The following is a 19,241-nucleotide window of genomic DNA, read 5'->3' as shown; positions in this document are numbered from 1 at the left end:
GAACCCGACATGCAACAGGCGCAAAATAAACCTAAACACATTCTGATCGTTGGTGGTGGCACCGCTGGCTGGATGGCGGCTAATTTACTGGTAACCCAATGGCCTGATATGGCGGTGACATTAGTTGAATCAAAAGATATCGGCATTATTGGGGTGGGTGAAGGCAGTACGCCGCATTTAAAACTGTTTTTTGATGCAATTGGCGTTGCGGATAAAGACTGGATGACCGCGTGCAACGCCACCTATAAAAATGGCATCTGGTTTGATAACTGGTCACAAATAAAAGGCCATGAGAGCTATTTCCATCCCTTTGCTGCCCAAACCGACGATGTGTTTACCGTACCGTTGTTTTTTAAAAATATCCGTGCACGGATGCAAGGGCTGGATGTGAATGCACATCCGGATTCGTACTTTCTCGAAACCTATTTATCCGAGCAGGTTTTAGGTCCTTTACCCGCTGAATCTTTTCCGTTTGGCATCGCCTATGGCTATCATTTTGATTCAGGTTTACTCGGGCAGTTTTTAGCTAAGCATGCGCAGCAAAAAGGCGTTAAACGCATCATAGGCAATGTAACCGATGTGTTGTTAGGTAACAGCGGCAATATCAGTGCAGTAAAACTGGATGACCACACTCAGCTTAACGCAGACTTTTTTATTGATTGTTCAGGCTTTAATTCGTTGTTGTTACAACAAGCACTAAAAGTTGAATTTAGCAGTTACAAAGACACATTATTTAATGATGCAGCTGTAGTGTTACCCTCGGAAATCACCACACCAACGCCGGTTGCCACCCGCTCCACTGCACTTACTAATGGCTGGGCATGGCAAATCCCTCTGCGTAATCGCTTTGGCAATGGTTATGTGTATGCCAGCGATTATACTGATGCCAGTCAGGCCGAAACCGAGCTAAGGCAGCATCTGGATTTAACCGAAAGCGATGTTGAAGCCAGACATCTGAAGATGAAGGTAGGTCGGGTAACAAAACACTGGCAGCAAAACTGTTTAGCAGTGGGATTATCCCAGGGTTTTATTGAACCCTTAGAAGCGACAGCCATAGCACTGACCTTTAATACTATCGCGCAGTTTATCCGGTGCTTTGAGCAAGGGCAGTTCACTCATCAGTATCAGGACGCCTTTAATCAGGATATCAATAAACGTTTTGATGGCATCCGCGATTATGTCGTATGCCACTATAAAGCCAATCAGCGCCGCGATACTAACTACTGGCGCGATAACGCCAATAACCCGCACATATCCGACAAGCTCAAACATATCCTGCATTTGTGGCAGCATAGTCCTGACTTTGCTGGAGAGATGCACAAACAGCAGTTAATGGGTAGTTATCAGGCCAAATCCTGGGCTTGTATGCTGGCCGGTTATGGCATATTCCCTGCGAAAAACCCGCAAGCACAATTTGATAAACACCTATATCAGCATGAGCTGAACAATGTGCATGATTTTATTCGCCGCTGTGGGTTAAATTTCACTGCACATCAGGCTTTGCTGCAAAACCTTTAAGCATCGCATCCAGCAAATCTCCATTGTCCTGACGGATCTGCCAGGAAAATATCCCGGCTAAGTCCTTTTGTTTAGCCCATCGGGCTTTGGCTTCAATTGAACGCGCATCATCAAAAGAGATAAATCCATCATTAGCAGAATTGTAAAAGTATGGCGCTTGCGCTTTTTTATCAAAACCATACACATATCCGGCTGGCGGCTGATCGATCAATTCTCTGTATTGATAACTGCCAGTAGACACTGACTGACTATTGTCGGCAAAAGCCTCGCCCTGCCAGCCACTTTGGGTCCAGCCACGACCATAAAACGCTGCGCCCATCACCAGCTTTTGTGACGGAACCCCCGCAACTAGCAAATTTTCCAGCATCGCCGATGCGCTCATTGAACCGGAGGCGTCACTGAATAAATTGGTGTGATGGGCGGCACGTCCGTCACCAACAGCAAAGTCGTAGGTCATGGCAAAAACATAATCCATGTAAGGAATAACACCGCGCCAATCAATGGCGTTCACCTTATAGGGCATACCGTTGACAGCGGCACTTAACAGATAGGTTCGTCCTGTTTTTAGTGCGAGTTGATCCATCTTATGGCGAAGCAACTTCATCATATTGGTATACTGAATGCGTTCGTTGTCTGCCGCAGCTCCATCTAAGATTGGTTGCTGATTGCCACCACCACCGGGGTACTCCCAGTCAATATCAATACCATCAAATACGTCATACTCTGCGATTAATTCAACCGCTGATTTTACGAAATATGCCAGGTTATCCTGAGTTTTAACTATGTCATGAAAAGGTTGTGACAATATCCAGCCACCAAACGAAGGTAATACCTTAAGTTGTGCATGTTGTTGTTTTAACTGCTTAAACGCATCCAGCTCAGCTTTAGCTGCAGGATTAAATAATACAGCGGAATAGTTTTTCTTATCTTTACAGGCTTTTTTAATCGCTAATTGGGTTTGCTTATCTGCACCACTGTTATCACCGCATATTGCAATAAAGGCATACAAAATGTGAGTAAGCTTATGGGCGGGTAACTGTTTGATAGCTTCAATATTGCCATCGGAGGCATAGTAACTGGCGATAACCGCTTGCTTAGCATGGACTGAATTTACCACGAACAAGGCTAAACAAATTAGTAACTTTGTTGTTAACCTGACACTATTTTGCTCATCAAATAAGCGCATCCCGTCATCCCTGTCCGATGTAAAAATAATAATTTTAAGATTAACACTGTCTATTAATTCATTAAATATCAAAAACTTATATCAAGTTAACTTAAGTGAACAAAAATTATGCTTTACATTGAACATGCATCAAACTAAATTGATATCAAAATGATATCAATTGGAGATAATATCATGGTTACAGAAAAACAAGGTTTTTCCCTAAACGGTTACATTGCCTTTTTTGTCGTGTTGCCCGTTTTACAATTTACATTTGCTTATCAGTTTATCCATCACATTATGCCAATTCCCTCCGCAATATTGTCGATACTAACCGCCATTTGCTGGGGAGGATTTTTTATGGTTCAGCCAAACCAGGGCAAGGTAATGACGTTATTTGGTAGTTATGTCGGCACAGAGAAACGTAACGGACTGCGCTGGACCATCCCGTTTTTCATGCGCCGCACTGTCTCTCTGCGTATTCGCAATTTTGAAAGTGGCAAAATTAAGGTGAACGATAATCAGGGCAATCCGATTGAGATTGCCACTATTGTAGTATGGTCTGTCACTGATACAGCGGAAGCGGTATTTGAAGTCGATGATTTTGAAAGTTATGTCAGTATTCAAAGCGAATCGGCTCTGCGTAATATGGCCAGCAGCTATGCTTATGATCCGCAAAACGACGATGATATTTCGCTACGAAGTCACCCACAGACCATTTCGGATGTATTAAAAAATGAAATTCAGGAAAGATTAGGAAAAGCCGGGGTAACCGTGCATGAAGCCCGAATCAGTCACTTAGCCTATTCACCAGAAATTGCCCATGCGATGTTACAACGCCAGCAAGCCTCAGCAATTATTGCAGCCCGTACCAAAATTGTTGAAGGTGCCGTAGGCATGGTCGAAATGGCACTGGACAAACTACAGGAAAAACAGGTTGTTGAGTTGGATGAAGAGCGAAAAGCAACCATGATCAGTAACTTACTAGTGGTATTATGCGGCGACAAGGCCACACAACCGATAGTTAATACCGGTAGTATTTATTAGCAATCTATTTTGACCGATGGCAGCGCCATCGGTCTGTTTTAGCAGACAGAGAGGTTATTTTGGCCAAAAAAGCCTATCCACTGAGAATAAATGAAGATGTTCTGGCGTCCATGCAACGCTGGGCGGACGATGATTTGCGCAGCCTGAACGCGCAAATTGAATTTGTCTTACGCGATGCACTCGTAAAACAAGGCAGGGTAAAGTTAGTGCAAAAAGTTGTAACCGAAGTCATTGATAACACCCCGGCTAACAAAGAGTGAAATTTAATCATTAACTTGCCAATCTTAAAAATTAAGTGCTTAAATATCTGAACGTATTATAAATTTTAAAAGCTCAGATACGATGAATTCAGCCCGTACCCCTGCCAGACAATTACTGGAACTGACCCGCCAGCATCCTTCAAAAATTTTTATGAACCAACCTGTCAATGGCGAGCGACATCAATACAGCTTTACTCAGGTTGCTGAACAAATGCAAAAAGCCGCCACATTTTTGCAAATTCAGAAAATTAAGGTCGGGGATAAGGTTGCCATTTTCGCGAAAAACAGCATGGAGTGGATGATTGCTGACTGGGCAATTGGACTGGCCGGCGCTGTCAGCGTACCTGTCTTTCCAGCGGCAGATCGTGACACTCTTCAATACATACTTCGCCACAGTGAAGCTAAAGCAATATTCATCGGTAAGCTGGATAATGCAGAAAATTACCAAAACTGCATTGAAGCACAGATACTGTCAATTTCTCTGCCTGGTTGCCGGGTCACATGTGATTATCAATGGTCAGAGATTCAAGGTGCCTCCTCCTCCACATCACAATGGCCAGAAGTGAAGCTAAGTGACACCATGACAATAATATACACCTCTGGCAGTACCGGCGTCCCCAAAGGAGTGGTGCATGATTATCAGGCCTATATCAACGCTTGTTTAAATTTTGTCGAAAATCTGGGTAGCCAGATGCCGCTATGTAATGAGCGTTATTTATCTTATTTGCCGCTCGCACACATTACGGAACGTGTGTTAGGTCAGGGAGTCAGTTTATATATTTCACAAAACAACGCCCACATGCAGCTGTATTTTGTTGAATCACTGGCAAGCTTTACACAGGATCTGAGTCACTGCTCACCTACTATTTTTATTTCTGTTCCCAGACTGTGGCAAAAATTCCGCTCAGAAGTGTTACTTAAATTACCCCAGAAAAAACTCGATTTATTATTAAAGGTTCCGCTGGTTAATTACCTGATCAAGCGAAAAATTCAAAAAGCACTGGGATTATCCAGCACTAAACTATTTGCTTCCGGTTCAGCCCCATTATCAGATGAGGTAATAGGTTGGTATGAGAATCTCGACATAAATATATGTCAGGGCTGGGGAATGACAGAAACAAACGCGGCAGGCACGACACAACTACCCTACCGCTCCGATAAAAGAGCAACGATAGGTTTACCTCTGCCAAATATCGATATCCGTATTGGCGAAGAACAGGAAATCCAAATCAAAGGGAACTGCCTGATGAAAGCCTATTACAAGCAACCGGAGCAAACCGCAAAGGTATTTACCGAAGATGGTTATTTTCGTACCGGCGATCAGGGCGAAATTGACTCAGAAGGCTATATTCGCATCATTGGTCGCCTGAAGGATATTTTTAAAACGGCTAAAGGTAAATATGTCGCACCAGCACCGATTGAAGGCACGTTATCTCACTGCGATATTATCGACCAATTATGTGTTGTGGGTACTAATCTTAAACAACCGGTTGCACTGGTTGTATTAAATGACGCCGGTCAGTCTCTAAGTTCAGAGCAGGTGAGTGACCGTCTGCAGCTGCAACTTCAGGAAGTGAATCAGCATCTGCCCAAACATGAAAAACTGGATGGTATGTGGATAGTGAATGAGCCCTGGACAGTTGAAAACGAATTGCTCACACCAACACTCAAAATCCGCAGACAAAACATTGAAAAATACTACGCCAGTCTTTACGCCCAACCATTGCCCGAAAAAATAAGCTGGCAAACAAATTAAGGTGTATTGATTAAAGCCGGCTGGTTACTGAGGTGTGTTTCAGATAATCAGTTATGGCCGGAGCGATTGCGTCCAGCGATAATACTTGCTGTACGGCCCCCATATTTACAGCTTCTTTTGGCATACCATAGACCACACAACTTTGTTCATCCTGCGCCATGGTCACTGCCCCCGCCTTACGCATATTGAACAACCCCTGGGCGCCATCCTTTCCCATACCTGTCAGTAATATCCCCAGCGCGTTTTTACCCACATTATCGGCCAAAGAATCAAACATCACGTCCACTGAGGGTTTATGACAACTGACCAAAGGTCCGTTGTTCAATCTGATTTGATAATTTGCGCCGTCCTTTTCTATTTGCATATGCAGGTTACCCGGCGCCAGATATACATTGCCCGGCAGAATCCGAATCCGGTCGCTCGCCTCCATAACGTTCATCTGACTGGTTTTATTCAGCCTGTCAGCAAATCGACTGGTAAACCCCGGCGGCATATGTTGGGTGATCACCACAGCAGGGCAATTGGCCGGCAACTGGTTCAGCACGGTTTTTATCGCCTCTGTCCCCCCTGTGGAAGCACCTATTGCGATAATTTTTTCCGTGCCGGTATAACTTATTTTTAAGGGTTGTGCCGTAGCCGAAGTTGTTCTTTTTTTTACTCTGGCTTTTGCAGCTTCGCGTACTTTTTCAACAATCTCAACACGATAGGCCTCAATGCCTTCCGACACACCAACCTTTGGTTTGGCAACAAAGTCAATTGCGCCAAGCTCCAGAGCACGCAGAGTAGCATCGGCACCTCTCTCAGTCAGAGTCGAGATCATCACCACAGGAGTAGGCCGCGCTTTCATTAACCGATCTAAAAAGGTCAGTCCATCAACTTTTGGCATTTCAATATCCAATGTAATGACATCGGGGGCAAACTGATTAACCATGTCACGGGCAACATAGGAGTTCGGAGCGACGCCAATTACATTCATATCAGCTTCAGCGGAAAATATTTCGGTCAACAAACTACGAATCAATGCGGAGTCATCTACAATCAGCACTTTAATCATAACCAGTCTCGCTTAGAAAAGATCAATATCTCCCCCTTTCGGTGTTTGACGAATGCGCATACGGTATTCACTTTCACGATCAATAATAGTGCTGTTATGCAGAGATTTAATCTTCCTGACCATTACTTTTCCGCTATCCGGGAAAAAATAGACTTTACGAGGATAGACATCCAGTAAATCACTGGCCAGCACAGGAATGCGCTCAGCTTTTAAATAATTAATTGTAAAATCGGCATTGCGTTCTCCCACATTATTCAGGGTAAGTCCCTTTAGCACATTGCCACCACCAAATACTTTCGCTTCCAGCCTTTTCCGCTGCGCCCCGAGTTTTAGCATTTGGTTAATCAGCAATTCCATAGCAAACACTCCATAGCGGGCAGATTCGGATAACACCTCCATTCCTGTGCTTTCATCATTTGGCAATAAAAAGTGGTTCATGCCCCCAATACCGGTAGAAGCATCACTCAAACAAACAGCCACACAAGATCCCAACACCGTCACTATCATGGTGTCATCTTTGGTTGCATAATATTCCCCGGGCAATATTTTTACCGCATCCCGATCAAAATTGCGGTCAAAGTATCGGTTAGGGCTGATGTCCGCAGAATGGCTATCTGTATCAATTACACTCACATCTACCCCTCAACTGATTACCTTGTACACGGTATGCCCCAGCGCTTTAAGTCTGGGTGAAGAATTGGCAAAGTTTTCTGAGTGACCCGCGACAAATAAACCACCATTGGGTAATAGAGCCAACATGCGTTCAAAAATGGCCATTTGTGTCTGTCTGTCGAAATAAATCATCACATTACGACAAAAAATGACATTTACCGGCGGTTGCATCGGCCATTTATTATCCATCAGGTTGATTTTCTGAAATTTGATCAGCTTTTGTAACTCAGGTACCACTTTGACTTTGCCTGCATTTGCCCCTTTTCCACGATAAAAAAACTGCTTTAACCTCGGTTTACTCATGCTGTTAATTCGGTCAAATTCGTAAATCCCTTCGCTGGCCTTGGCTAACACACTGCTATCGATATCGGATGCCAGAATTGACACCGGCGGAGTCATACTTCCATATGCTTCCACGGCCGTCATGGCAAGTGAATAAGGCTCTTCACCAGTGCTACTGGCAGAGCACCAAATTTTAATTTGGCCTTTTTGTTCCTTTAAAAATTGCGTTAATACTTCAAAATGATGCGGCTCACGAAAAAATGAAGTGAGATTAGTCGTTAACCCGTTAATAAAAACTTCCAGCTCTTCCGGTGTTGAATCCAGAAATTGCAGATATTGATTAAATGACGTTAACTTTAACTGCCTTAGCCGCCGCGATAATCTGCCATAGACCATCGAATCTTTACTATCAGCCAGCTTTATCCCGGTATTAGCAAATAAGATCTTTCTGACCAGATCAAAATCTTCAGGCGTAAAGGCAAACTCCCTGTTCTGCACAAATTCGGCCATAGAAACCTCTTAATCCGTATCTAAAAGCTTTCCCAATCATCTTCTTCCCCTTGCGGGACCTTAGGGTTAGTTATTTTGCGCGACGGTTGAGGCGTTACAGCTTTTTTAAGTGGAGCGGATGACATTCGGGCGACATTTGTGACAGGAGCACTTACAGGTATTTCTTCATCTCCATCCTGCAACTTAAATGCGGATACGCGCTGTGCCAGATTTTGCGCCTGACCTCGCAGGGTCTCGGCAGCAGCAGCCGCTTCCTCCACTAATGCCGCGTTTTGCTGTGTCACTTCATCCATTTGCACAACCGCTTTACCCACTTCATCAATTCCTGACGCTTGTTCGGCAGACGCTGCGGCAATTTCTGACATGATGTCATTCACCCTTTTTATTGCAGTTACCACCTCTTGCATAGTGTCACCGGAGCGTCCAACCAGTTCATTACCGTTTTCTATTTTTGATACAGAATCAGAAATAAGTGCCTTAATATCTTTGGCTGCATCTGCTGAGCGTTGAGCCAGTGTACGAACTTCGGAAGCAACCACAGCAAAACCACGCCCCTGTTCACCTGCTCGTGCGGCTTCAACAGCGGCGTTCAACGCCAGAATATTAGTCTGGAAAGCGATACCATCGATAACGCCAATAATGTCAGATATTTTCTGAGATGAGTCGTTGATAGATTCCATGGTTTTAACCACTTGTTCTATCAGGCCGCCACCTTCTACCGCAATAGTAGACGCCTGCGATGCCAGGCCATTAGCCTGATTAGCATTTTCAGCGTTTAAACGAACCGTTCCTGTTAGCTCTTCCATACTTGATGCAGTTTCTTCCAGACTGGAAGCTTGTTGCTCGGTACGGTTAGATAAATCAGCATTGCCCTGAGCAATTTCACTTGAAGCACCATTAATTGTCGTGACGGCGCCTTTTATGTCGGTAATGGTGTTAAACAAATCATCAACAAAAATGTTGATTGCATCACGTAGTTCCTGAAACTCTGGCCCGAATTCTTTTTCAATTCTGCACGTTAAATCTCCTTCCGAGAGTTTCATCAGAATCGATTTAATTTCTTCAACCGCGGACTTACGCGCAGTGATATCCGTAGCATATTTAACCACTTTAAAAGGGTTACCATTTAAATCCAAAATGGGGTTATAGGATGCCTGCAACCAAATCTCACGACCACCTTTTCCGACCCGTTTAAACTCACCGGTACTAAACACCCCGTCATTTAACTGCTCCCAAAAATGGGAATATTCAGGACTGGCACGATAAGCCGGATCAACAAACATACTGTGATGTTTGCCTTTGATTTCATTAAAACTAAATCCCATGGTTTCGAGGAACAAATCATTAGCTTTAAGTATGGTGCCTTTCATATCAAACTCTATCACCGCCTGCGATTTGCCTATGGCGTCGATTTGCCCTTGATAGTCGGCATTTTTGAGTTTCTGCTCGGTAATCTCAGTGGCATATTTAACCACCGCCGTTACTTTATTATTGGCATCCAGAATTGGGTTGTAACTGGCTTGCAACCATAGTTCTTTATTACCACGTCCAAAACGTTTGATTTCCCCTGCACTAAACTTCCCTTCCCGCAGACCTTTCCAAAAATCACTATATTCACGGGAAGCTTTATAATCGGGGTCGACAAACATGCTGTGATGCTTACCCTTTATTTCATCAAGGCTATACCCCATGCTCTGTAGAAAATTGTCGTTGGCTGTTTTAACAATACCTTCAGGAGTGAATTCGATAATAGCTTGTGAACGGTCAAGTGCGTCCAGCATGCCTTCTTTGGTAATAAGCTGCGTTTGATCCAACCACTCAACCACGGTACCAATGCGTTGTTGTTGATGGTCGAACAATGGATTAAGGGTTAGCTGAAAATGAATACTGCCTACTTTAATAGAAGACGAATGAGTCCCCCGCAGATTGCCAATTAATCCCTGCTGGTGCGCGGGATTTTTATGAAATACATCAACATTCTGTCCAACCACATTATCCGCACTAAAGTTGGGCAGTGATTGCTTAAGTTCGGCTTCATTATCTTTGAGCAGTTTTTTCACAGCATCGTTTGCATAAATGATGACATTATTTGCATCGGCCATCATAAAACAGGTGGAACTCTTGGCTATCGTCTGCTCATTGCGTAAGGCCTGATGTGAACCTCCAGCAGGACTTTCACCATTGGACAGTAAGTTTTTTATCCCGTTTAAAAATGTCATAACTTTACTCCTGAGCAGAGTTAACTTGAGTATCTAATAAACCAAATTCATCACTGGTGATCAGTCGTTCTATATTGACCAGAATCACCATATGATCATCTATCGGTACCAATCCAAGCAGGTAACGACTATCAAAAGCCACACCAAATTCTGGCGGGGGCCGAATATCATCGTCCTGCAGTTTGATTACATCGGACACGCCATCAACCACAATGCCGACCACACGGTTATGCACATGCAACATAATCACTATGGTGAATTCGTTGTAAGTCACTTCTCCCACATCAAACTTGATGCGCAAATCTACAATAGGTACGATTTCACCACGCAGGTTTATCACGCCTTTAATAAAAGGAGGGGCGTTGGCAATTTTAGTGACTGCTTCATATCCGCGAATCTCCTTAACCGCCATAATATCCAGTGCGTAATGTTCATCGCCTAATACAAAGCTGAGAAATTCCTGTGAATCGAGATTTGATATTTCGGATTCACCGGTTGTGACATCGTTTTTACTCATGCTTCAACCTCTCAATTTTGTTTAAATCAACACTACTGGCAAGGGACTCTACGTCCAGAATTAAGGCCACTGTTCCATCCCCCATAATGGTTGCTCCTGCTACACCAGATACCCTTCGATAATTTTGTTCCAGACTTTTTATGACTACCTGCTGTTGCCCTAACAAACGATCAACCATCAAACCAAAACGCTTTTTACTGCTTTCGATTAGCACCACGATAGCGTCTGCGGGATCAAGTTGTGCATTGTCGATAGCCATGCAGTCATAAAGCGGAATAACTGGCCAGTATTTGTCTCTGACCCATAACAGCTTGTCTTTAGTAAGGGATTTAATTTGTGAAGGCTGAGGTTGGATAGATTCAATAATATTAACCAAAGGGACCACATATATCTGGTCACCGACTCCTACACACATGCCATCAACAATGGCAAGTGTCAGAGGCAGTCTTATATTAAATTCGGAGCCCTGACCGGCGATGGATTCGATTTCAACTCTTCCGCCAATGCTCTCAATATTGCGTTTAACTACATCCATGCCAACCCCCCGGCCTGAGACGTCAGTAATTTGTTCTGCGGTTGAGAACCCCGGGGCAAAAATCAGATTCCAGACTTCGGCATCCGACATGGCATCGGACGCATCAATGCCTTTTTCGATCGCTTTGTTCAATATACGTTCCCGATTCAACCCCGCTCCATCATCAATAATGCTAATAACAATACTGCCGCCTTTTTGCGCCGCTCTCAGAATTACCTCACCCGTTGCGTCTTTACCTTTTTCAATTCGTACATTTGGCATTTCAATGCCATGGTCAATACTGTTGCGCACCAAGTGAGTCAGTGGGTCGACCAGTTTTTCTATCAGTCCTTTGTCGACTTCGGTATTACCGCCTTCGATCACCAGCTCCAGCTTTTTACCCAATTTAGTCGACAAGTCCCGTACCAGACGCGGGAAGCGATTAAAGACAAAGGAAACAGGCAACATCCGCATTGACATAACGGCTTCCTGGATTTCCCGGGTATGACGCTCTAATTCGGCAATACTGGATTGCAATTTGGCTTCATCGCGACTTTCACGGTTCTCACCAATCAGTGCCAACATTGATTGGGTAATGACTAATTCACCGACCAGATTTACCAGCGAATCAATCTTGCCGGTGTCTACTCTGATGCTGCTGGATTCATTATGACTTTGTGTTGGCGTAGATTTTAATGCGCGTTTTGCCGGAGCTTCTGCAACGGCTTGTTTAGATTTATCCTGCGTGGCAACCTGGGCATTGGTCACGGAATGATTGTTAACCGGTTCAAAAAATCCGAAATCTTCTCCCTCTTTTGCAATACCCGACACAAGATTTGTGTTTGTAGTGTTGGCAGACTCATCTTCTGGCGGGGCAAAGAAGCCAAAGTCTTCACCTTCTTTAGCAACGGATTGCGGTAAATGGTCACCCGGGATAACCTGTGGCTCCTCCTCTGTATCAAAGAAACCAAAATCTTCCCCTTCCTTTGCTACCGGTTCAAATAGTCCAAATCCTTCATCCTGTTCAATAGCAAGCGCCTTTTTACCTCCGCTTTGTTCCAGAACATTTTCCAGCTTTTTGATTCCGTCAGTTATAGCCTCCTGATTTACCGGTTGCTTTTCACGATAGCTGTCTAATGTATCTTTCAAAATATCAACGGTTGACAACAGACAATCCACAATAGGGATTGTCATTTTCAGACTTTGCTGTCTGGCGCCATCAAGAATATTTTCCATCACGTGAGTGATGCCAGTCAGGGCATCGAAACCAAAGATACCGCTACCACCTTTAATAGAGTGGGCCGCGCGGAATATGCAATTAAGCTGTTCAGGATCAGCATTATCCGGATCAAGTTCCATCAGTAGCTGCTCCATTTCCTGGATGTGCTCCTGACTTTCGTCAAAAAAGACCTGATGAAACTGTTCCATATCAATGGACATAATAACCCCAGCCTTTACCGCAACACTTTACTGATCACGTCGAGCAATTTAGGCGGATCAAAAGGTTTTACCATCCAGCCAGTAGCACCTGCAGCCCTGCCTTGTGCCTTCATCGCATCACTGCTCTCAGTGGTTAACATCACAATAGGGATTGTTCTGTAAGCTCCCAACGACCGCAGTGAACGAATCAGCGTTATGCCATCCATACGCGGCATATTCTGGTCAGTCAGCACAAAATCAAAGCTTCTGCCTTTACAACAGTCCAGTGCATCCTGCCCGTCCTGAGCGGTGGTAACATTATAACCCGCGGTTTTTAATGTCATTTCTACCATCTGCCTAATGGATGGTGAATCATCAACTATCAGAATATTTTTACTCATATTCCCCTCATTTAATTACCACTTCTGTCTGTGTTCCTACATCGTTGCGCTTTACCTCAGCAGACAGTTTTTCGATTAACACTAACCCACGTCCGCTAAGTGCATCCTGCTTAGCCGGCAGCATATCTTTATTAACAAAACCATCACCCGAATCCTTTACCTGAAACTCAATATGCTGATCCTGATCGTCATATTTAAAATGAAGATCTATATAGTCAGATGCCGTTAAACTGGCACAGGCACTTTCACGCTGACTCAGATATTCAAGGAATCCGTTTGCATCACTCTTAAGGTTTGAGTTTAAATTCAGCACACCATGATCCAGTGCATTGCTAACCAGTTCGGCACAGACTGTGTAGGCTTTTTGCCTTAGCGCCACCGGGATATCTGCCAGCCCCATTAAAGTATTAATCAAGGTCATAGAATCGACGTTATTAAGCAGATGACCAGAAATGGTTAAATCCATGGAAACCTGGCTGTTTGCGCGTTTTGAAGAGACAAGATGCTGCTGGTACTGCGCTTCTTTCAACCAGTCAAGAACATCAATCTGGCATACAGACACATCATCATATTGTTCGACCGGACCTTTAAAGGCATCAAAGTCTTTTTCAATTTCACCCAGTAACAGACTTACCTTGTTGTTGTTTGCCAAAACATCCAGTAAACGCGGTTCACCGTAAAATTCCTCTTCGATTGAGGTTTGCTCAATCAGTCCATCACTAAAGAAAACTAGGTGAGCTGTTTGCTGATTAATCTCAACTGTCGTCACTGAAGCATCAAATTGATTAGCATGGAGAATACCAAGTGGCATATGCTGTGAAGCAACCCGCTCAACAATATTGCCTTTTTTATCCAGCACTAATACATCCGGCATTCCTCCGTTCCAGATACTGATTTGTGAAGTATGAATATCGACACAAATCATCACACCGGCCACAAAACGATCATCTGGAATACTCAAATTGAGCTTTTGATTCAACTCATAGGCAATCAGTGCAATATCTAATCCTTTTTGAATCATGGCAGGCAGAGAGTTGACTAACGGCAGAACACTGATTGCAGCCACCAATCCATGGCCTGTGGCATCCAGTAGAAAACTGTAAAGATTGCCACTGGGGGCTTTTACCGAGATAAAAATATCACCATTAAAAACACTGGATGAACGTATTAGCGAGCTAACCTGACGATATTGTTCATTAGCATTACCTGCTAAATATTCATATACATGCCGGGCAATCTGCTCTTCTGCATCCCGTTCATTAATCAGTCGCTTCATTTCATCCGCTTGCGACAGCACCTGATTTTGCAATTGTGAGTTGCGATATAAACGTTCAATTTTCAGCCACATCAAATCCAGATTCAGCGGCTTGATAAGATAGTCACTCACACCTTTACGAAAACATTGTTGTATGGTGTCCTGATCATCCTTAGCGGTAATCATCATGATTGGAATCTGGCCAATTGGACCGGGCATATAGTCGAGTAAGTCAATGCCCATACCATCTTCAAGTAAAATATCGAGTAAAATAAAATCTGGTTGGTGATGACTCACATAGGATTTAGCCTCTGCCAGATTGAACAGAGATACCACCCGCATACCGCGGTTGGCTAAAAATGTTGAGATCATTTGGTTGAACAGACGGTCGTCATCAACCACCACTATATTAAGATTCATTTAGCTGCAATATGCCTGTTAAGGATTACTCAAAATCGAACAGCTTCTGAAAGTTTGCCATTTTCAGTACTTCATTAGCCGTTCCTTTAGCACAGCGAACAACGGCACGGATGTTTTTTTCTTTCGCTCTTTTTTGCAGCAACACCATCATGCCCAGCGCGGAGCTGTCGAGATAGGTAACCCGATTAAAATCAAGCACAATCCGCGTTACTCCCTCCCTGCTCAATCCACTCTGGTATTGCTGCATAAACTCTTTGTTGAATCCAAAATCAAATTTTTCCGGTAATGGCATTACTACTTCAGACATCACATTCTCCTTACCCGCAGTCCCTTAGAAAAACTCAATATCCCCGGCATCCATCGATGAAGAGGAAACCGGGTTATGTTGTTGATTACGTTTTTGTTGTATCTGTTGCAGGTGCTCCTGCAGCTTAGTTAACAACCCTTCAATGTCTTCGTCTCCCAATTCAGATAATTTTTCTCTAAGTACCGATATGGCACTCAGGGTATAAGTCAGGTTCTGGCCGTTAATATCACCAAACTGCAAACCGCGAATAGAATTATTCAGTGCGGCCTCCAGCTCTTTGGCCACGACATCCAGTTCGCGGGTGACTTTTGTATCAGACTCAGATTTCTCGATGATGCTATCTAACGCGTTTTGCATAGTACGTTTGGCGGTGATGATATAAGTCACATCCTGTGCAGCGACTTCCCCCACATGTTTAGTCAAAAGCGCAATTTGTCCATCAATTTCAGATATTTGTGATTTAATCGAATTGCTAAACTGAGATGAACGATTTGACAACGCCCGCACTTCATCGGCTACCACAGCAAACCCACGTCCAGCCGCCCCGGCACGTGCAGCTTCAATCGCCGCATTTAATGCCAGTAAGTTAGTTTGAGATGAAATTCCATCAATATCGTTGAGCGCTTTGATGATCCTCGGCATGGTATCGGAAATACTGTTTACTTTTTCCAACAACCCCATTGAACTGGCAGACATATCGATGGTGGTCTGAATAAAACGATCTAAGGTTTTTTCGGTTTCAACAGCAAAAGCACGCATTTTGTCACTGTACATCTCTCCACTTTCTTCATCGGATTTAATCAACTGGTTAATAAAATTTTGCTGTGAATCAACCAGATTTTGTAAATTTGCGAAGGAGCTACTCAAGGTACTGATAGCATCTTCCTGAGTTGAAAAAATATCCGAAATATTACGTTCACACTCTTCGAGCGTGGGCACGATAGCGGCAGTAAGCGCTTTTATATTTTCCGACTCAGAGCGCGATAGTCGGGTGTGCTTGTCAACCTCAGTTTCGGGAGAGTCTGGCCGTTGTTTTGCCACTGCAGATATAAAAAATGGCAACAAACCAAGTTCAATACAAATAACAGCCAGTAAATTTTGTTCAATATAAACCAAAACCAAACCCAACAAAGTTACACAGGCAAACACTGACCATTTTGCTTGTTGACTGAGTTTTTCGGTGTACTCGGTAATTTGCATATGATTACTTTCTTTTCATCCCAAATATTTCAGGGCAACGATCCTGTTGTTTAAACAATCAAATGATTAAATTCCGGTAAAATGGTTATTATTGTTAGATTAGGAATCAAAACTTGAGCTATCAGTGTAGTAGGAAATTTCTATGTGCAAGAAATTTTTAATAGCTTTTTAAGTAACTTAGATGCACCGGCGTTCTAAAATCCGCTATCTGTAAAGACAGAGAGATAAAAGGAAGTATTAAAAAATAATTGAATGTGCAAAGGCGGGAACATATCACCTCAGCGAGTGATAACTGAGGTGAAAATTCTTATTAATTCTGCTTCAGTTTGCTGGCAAATTTTTGTTTGAATTTGGCTAATTTAGGCGCAACCACCATGTTGCAATATTGATTTTGTGGATTTTGCTTAAAGTAATCCTGATGATAGTCTTCTGCCTGCCAGTAATTATCTACCGCTTCAATTTGTGTTACCACCGGGTCCGGCCATATTTCCATATCTTCTATTTCAGCAATAATCTGTTCCGCCTGGTGTTTTTGGCTATCATCATGATAAAAAATTGCACTGCGATATTGCGTGCCTACATCATTCCCCTGGCGGTTTAGCTGTGTGGGGTTATGTAGTGCAAAAAATATCTCCAAAACGTCACGATAGGATAATTTATCCGTATCAAACTCAACTCTGACGACTTCAGCATGACCAGTATCGCCTTTACAGACCGCTTCATAAGAAGGGTTATCCAAATGACCACCGGCGTAACCTGACCAGGCTTTAACTACACCTTCAACAGAGTTAAACGCTGATTCAATACACCAAAAACACCCACCGGCGAGTGTTGCTTGCTCTAATGCCATAACGATTCCACAAATTAAGTTTGAATTGGGCTAGTGTAGCGCAGCGCAAAGTCGTGACATAAACATTTCATCCACAAATTTTAACCATTAGTCTTACCTGCATGTCCTTGTTTTTTGTAAAAAGCCCATTACACAACTTTTATGCGCTCTATAGGTGATTACTCTAGGACTTTTTGTTAGTGGCCTGTTAACATCGGGGCGAATCGAAGATACTCAGGCTATGTGGTAAAGGGTACAAATTCCATACCCCATTTGTTCAACAAGGGTAGCTCTGCCCTATTGATACTCCCGGCTACATTGCTTTGCTCTGCAGAGCCAGCTAGAAACAGGCCGTATCTCGTACATTAAAATAAAATAATAAAGGAAGTTGATATGAGTGCTCCTCGCGAACAGTTTGGTTCTCGCTTAGGGTTTATTCTCGCAGCTGCTGGTTCAGCCGTTGGTATTGGTAATATGGTTGGTTTCCCGGTAGCAGCAACAAAAAATGGTGGCGGTGCATTTTTACTTATGTACGCGCTGTTTGTTGTGTTGATTTGTTTACCTGTGATGCTGGCTGAAATGTCCTTTGGACGCAAAGGTTGTAGTGATCCCCTGGGCTCCTACAAAAAACTCGCCCCCGGCGAAAAACACTGGGCAATAGCGGGTTGGTTATCGATTATCACCCCCTTCATGATTGGGATCTTTTATACCGTGATTACAGTCTGGATTATTGGCTATTTGTTCAGTATTTTAGCTGGTGATCTGGATACACTAGCCAATCCTGACACTTTCGGTAGTTTTATCAATCATGGTGATATTTTCTTCTACATGGCAATTGTTGCCGGCATCGTATTTTTAATCCTGCAAGGTGGCGTAAAAGAAGGGATAGAAAAAGCGGCTAAAGTGCTCATGCCAGCTTTATTCATCATGTTAATTGGTTTGGTTATTTTTGTATTAACGCTGGATAACGCTTTTGCAGGTGTTGAATACTATTTAATCCCCGACTTCAGTAAAATTACAGCATCAGTGGTAAGTGCCGCATTATCTCAGGCCTTTTTCTCGTTATCGCTGGGTATGGGTATTATGATTACCTATGGCTCCTATCTAAGTCGCGATAATGCCATCCCTGGCTCGGCCAAATTAGTGGCATTAACTGATACTGCGGTCGCCTTTATTGCAGGTTTAATGGTGCTGCCTGCGGTATTCTCTTTCAATCCGAATACCAACACCGCTGAATTAAGTGATTCTTCAGTTGGCATGATATTTACCTTCCTGCCCAAAATTTTCTTAGCCCTGCAAACCAGTATCGGTTACGCAGGTGCAAGTATCGTTGCTGCGATTTTCTTTCTGTTAGTATTTTTTGCAGCCATTACCTCACTGGTGTCAATTATTGAAGTACCCAATGCAGCCATAATGGAGGAAACTGGATTAAGCCGTAAAAAGTCGTTAGGTGTTTTAGCGCTTACCATGGGTACATGTGCTGTATTAGCTGCGACGTCTTTTGGTATTTTTGACTGGACCACAAACTTCACTAGTTATGCTGGTGCTAACAAGTCGGTATTTGATGTTATTGTGGATGTCTTCTACGACACTATTTTACCCTTCAATGGTTTGCTGATTTGTTTATTCGCTATCTACCGCTGGAAACGTCAGAACTTTAATGCAGAATTGGAAATAGGTGATCCGAATTACAAAGGCAGCTTTTTCGAGAAATATGTCAACTTGTCTGTTGGCACATTCATTCCACTGATTCTGTTTGTAATATTTATTAATACCGTAGCCATGAAGTACTTTAATATCACCCTGATAGGTTAAGCGGTGTGTCGTCCTGAAATAGGTTGACGGTTTTTCAAAGGCCAGTAGATTTTCTACTGGCTTTTTTCATTGTGCACTTGA

At 43.3% G+C, this 19,241-nt stretch carries 17 protein-coding genes; 5 read left to right on the top strand and 12 right to left on the bottom strand.

The window, feature by feature from the left end; genetic code table 11:
- The first annotated feature begins 9 nt into the window (after positions 1-9).
- A complete protein-coding gene (locus tag H8B19_RS06220) occupies positions 10-1,518 on the top strand; it encodes a tryptophan halogenase family protein (protein WP_186505941.1) in 1,509 nt (502 codons plus the stop codon).
- Here H8B19_RS06220 and H8B19_RS06215 read toward each other — a convergent pair.
- On the bottom strand, positions 1,484-2,704 hold the full coding sequence (locus H8B19_RS06215) for a glycoside hydrolase family 18 protein (RefSeq protein WP_186505940.1): 1,221 nt from the start codon (positions 2,702-2,704) through the stop codon (positions 1,484-1,486). The genes H8B19_RS06220 and H8B19_RS06215 overlap by 35 nt on opposite strands.
- A gap of 174 nt (positions 2,705-2,878) precedes the next feature.
- On the opposite strand from H8B19_RS06215, the gene H8B19_RS06210 reads away from it, so the two are divergent.
- The 3 genes from H8B19_RS06210 (at position 2,879) to H8B19_RS06200 (ending at position 5,746) form a co-directional block, all read left to right on the top strand.
- Entirely contained in the window at positions 2,879-3,730 is an 852-nt protein-coding gene (locus H8B19_RS06210) for an SPFH domain-containing protein (protein WP_186505939.1), read from the top strand.
- 56 nt (positions 3,731-3,786) lie between these two features.
- Complete coding sequence (locus H8B19_RS06205) at positions 3,787-3,990, top strand: hypothetical protein (protein WP_186506153.1); 204 nt, start codon at positions 3,787-3,789, stop codon at positions 3,988-3,990.
- An 82-nt stretch (positions 3,991-4,072) separates the two neighbouring features.
- Positions 4,073-5,746: an AMP-binding protein gene (locus H8B19_RS06200; protein WP_186505938.1), complete on the top strand. Its 1,674-nt coding sequence runs from the start codon at positions 4,073-4,075 to the stop codon at positions 5,744-5,746.
- 10 nt (positions 5,747-5,756) lie between these two features.
- Here H8B19_RS06200 and H8B19_RS06195 read toward each other — a convergent pair whose 3' ends face one another.
- From H8B19_RS06195 to msrA, 11 genes are all read right to left on the bottom strand, one after another.
- The gene (locus tag H8B19_RS06195) at positions 5,757-6,800 is read right to left on the bottom strand and encodes a protein-glutamate methylesterase/protein-glutamine glutaminase (RefSeq protein ID WP_277816385.1); all 1,044 of its coding nucleotides are present in this window, start codon (positions 6,798-6,800) and stop codon (positions 5,757-5,759) included.
- 12 nt (positions 6,801-6,812) lie between these two features.
- The gene (gene cheD, locus H8B19_RS06190; protein ID WP_422121148.1) at positions 6,813-7,433 is read right to left on the bottom strand and encodes a chemoreceptor glutamine deamidase CheD; all 621 of its coding nucleotides are present in this window, start codon (positions 7,431-7,433) and stop codon (positions 6,813-6,815) included.
- Between the two features lie 9 nt (positions 7,434-7,442).
- Positions 7,443-8,264: a CheR family methyltransferase gene (locus tag H8B19_RS06185; RefSeq protein WP_186505937.1), complete on the bottom strand. Its 822-nt coding sequence runs from the start codon at positions 8,262-8,264 to the stop codon at positions 7,443-7,445.
- A gap of 20 nt (positions 8,265-8,284) precedes the next feature.
- Complete coding sequence (locus H8B19_RS06180) at positions 8,285-10,483, bottom strand: methyl-accepting chemotaxis protein (protein WP_422121147.1); 2,199 nt, start codon at positions 10,481-10,483, stop codon at positions 8,285-8,287.
- Between the two features lie 4 nt (positions 10,484-10,487).
- Positions 10,488-11,000 (bottom strand): chemotaxis protein CheW, encoded by a 513-nt coding sequence (locus H8B19_RS06175; RefSeq protein WP_186505936.1) that lies wholly within the window; start codon positions 10,998-11,000, stop codon positions 10,488-10,490.
- Positions 10,993-12,954 (bottom strand): chemotaxis protein CheA, encoded by a 1,962-nt coding sequence (locus H8B19_RS06170; protein WP_186505935.1) that lies wholly within the window; start codon positions 12,952-12,954, stop codon positions 10,993-10,995. Before H8B19_RS06170 ends, H8B19_RS06175 begins: the two co-directional genes overlap by 8 nt.
- Before the next feature lie 14 nt (positions 12,955-12,968).
- Positions 12,969-13,334 carry a response regulator gene (locus tag H8B19_RS06165; protein ID WP_186505934.1) on the bottom strand — a complete coding sequence of 122 codons (366 nt, stop codon included), beginning with the start codon at positions 13,332-13,334 and terminating at the stop codon, positions 12,969-12,971.
- A gap of 7 nt (positions 13,335-13,341) precedes the next feature.
- Positions 13,342-15,009 carry an ATP-binding SpoIIE family protein phosphatase gene (locus H8B19_RS06160; protein ID WP_186505933.1) on the bottom strand — a complete coding sequence of 556 codons (1,668 nt, stop codon included), beginning with the start codon at positions 15,007-15,009 and terminating at the stop codon, positions 13,342-13,344.
- Between the two features lie 25 nt (positions 15,010-15,034).
- Positions 15,035-15,316 (bottom strand): STAS domain-containing protein, encoded by a 282-nt coding sequence (locus tag H8B19_RS06155; RefSeq protein ID WP_186505932.1) that lies wholly within the window; start codon positions 15,314-15,316, stop codon positions 15,035-15,037.
- Between the two features lie 24 nt (positions 15,317-15,340).
- Entirely contained in the window at positions 15,341-16,516 is a 1,176-nt protein-coding gene (locus H8B19_RS19120; protein ID WP_186505931.1) for a methyl-accepting chemotaxis protein, read from the bottom strand.
- A 310-nt stretch (positions 16,517-16,826) separates the two neighbouring features.
- A complete protein-coding gene (gene msrA, locus H8B19_RS06145; RefSeq protein WP_186505930.1) occupies positions 16,827-17,366 on the bottom strand; it encodes a peptide-methionine (S)-S-oxide reductase MsrA in 540 nt (179 codons plus the stop codon).
- A 372-nt stretch (positions 17,367-17,738) separates the two neighbouring features.
- Here msrA and H8B19_RS06140 point away from each other — a divergent pair, with 372 nt between their 5' ends.
- On the top strand, positions 17,739-19,160 hold the full coding sequence (locus H8B19_RS06140) for a sodium-dependent transporter (RefSeq protein WP_186505929.1): 1,422 nt from the start codon (positions 17,739-17,741) through the stop codon (positions 19,158-19,160).
- Positions 19,161-19,241 lie beyond the last annotated feature (81 nt).

This window comes from Neptunicella marina, from assembly GCF_014270035.1.
In the GTDB taxonomy this organism is placed as follows: Bacteria; Pseudomonadota; Gammaproteobacteria; order Enterobacterales; family Alteromonadaceae; genus Neptunicella; species Neptunicella marina.
This window is presented reverse-complemented; position numbering and strand designations above follow the sequence as displayed.